This is a genomic window from Neisseria sp. P0022.S010 (assembly GCF_051956635.1).
Window position 1 is genome coordinate 1 of record NZ_JBQCXF010000919.1, and the last position, 440, is coordinate 440.

Genomic DNA, 440 nt, shown 5'->3' on the forward strand with positions numbered 1-440 from the left:
GACTACACGGGTATCTAATCCTGTTTGCTCCCCATGCTTTCGTGCCTCAGCGTCAATACCGGTCCAGTTGGCCGCTTACGCCACTGGTGTTCCTCTCAATATCTGCGAATTTCACCTCTACACTGAGAATTCCGCCAACCTCTACCGGATTCAAGTAAAATAGTTTCAAAAGCAATTCCAAGGTTGAGCCCTGGGCTTTCACTTCTGACTTATCAAACCGCCTACGCACGCTTTACGCCCAGTAAATCCGAACAACGCTTGCCACCTTCGTATTACCGCGGCTGCTGGCACGAAGTTAGCCGTGGCTTTTTCTTCCCCTACCGTCATTATCGTCAGGGACAAAAGAGCTTTACAACCCGAAGGCCTTCTTCACTCACGCGGCATGGCTGGATCAGAGTTTCCTCCATTGTCCAATATTCCTCACTGCAGCCTCCCGTAGG

The 440-nt window shown here is 50.9% G+C and carries 1 rRNA gene; it reads right to left on the minus strand.

What is annotated here, in order from left to right:
* Positions 1–440, minus strand: a 16S ribosomal RNA gene (locus ACTHUT_RS22110); the annotation flags it as partial.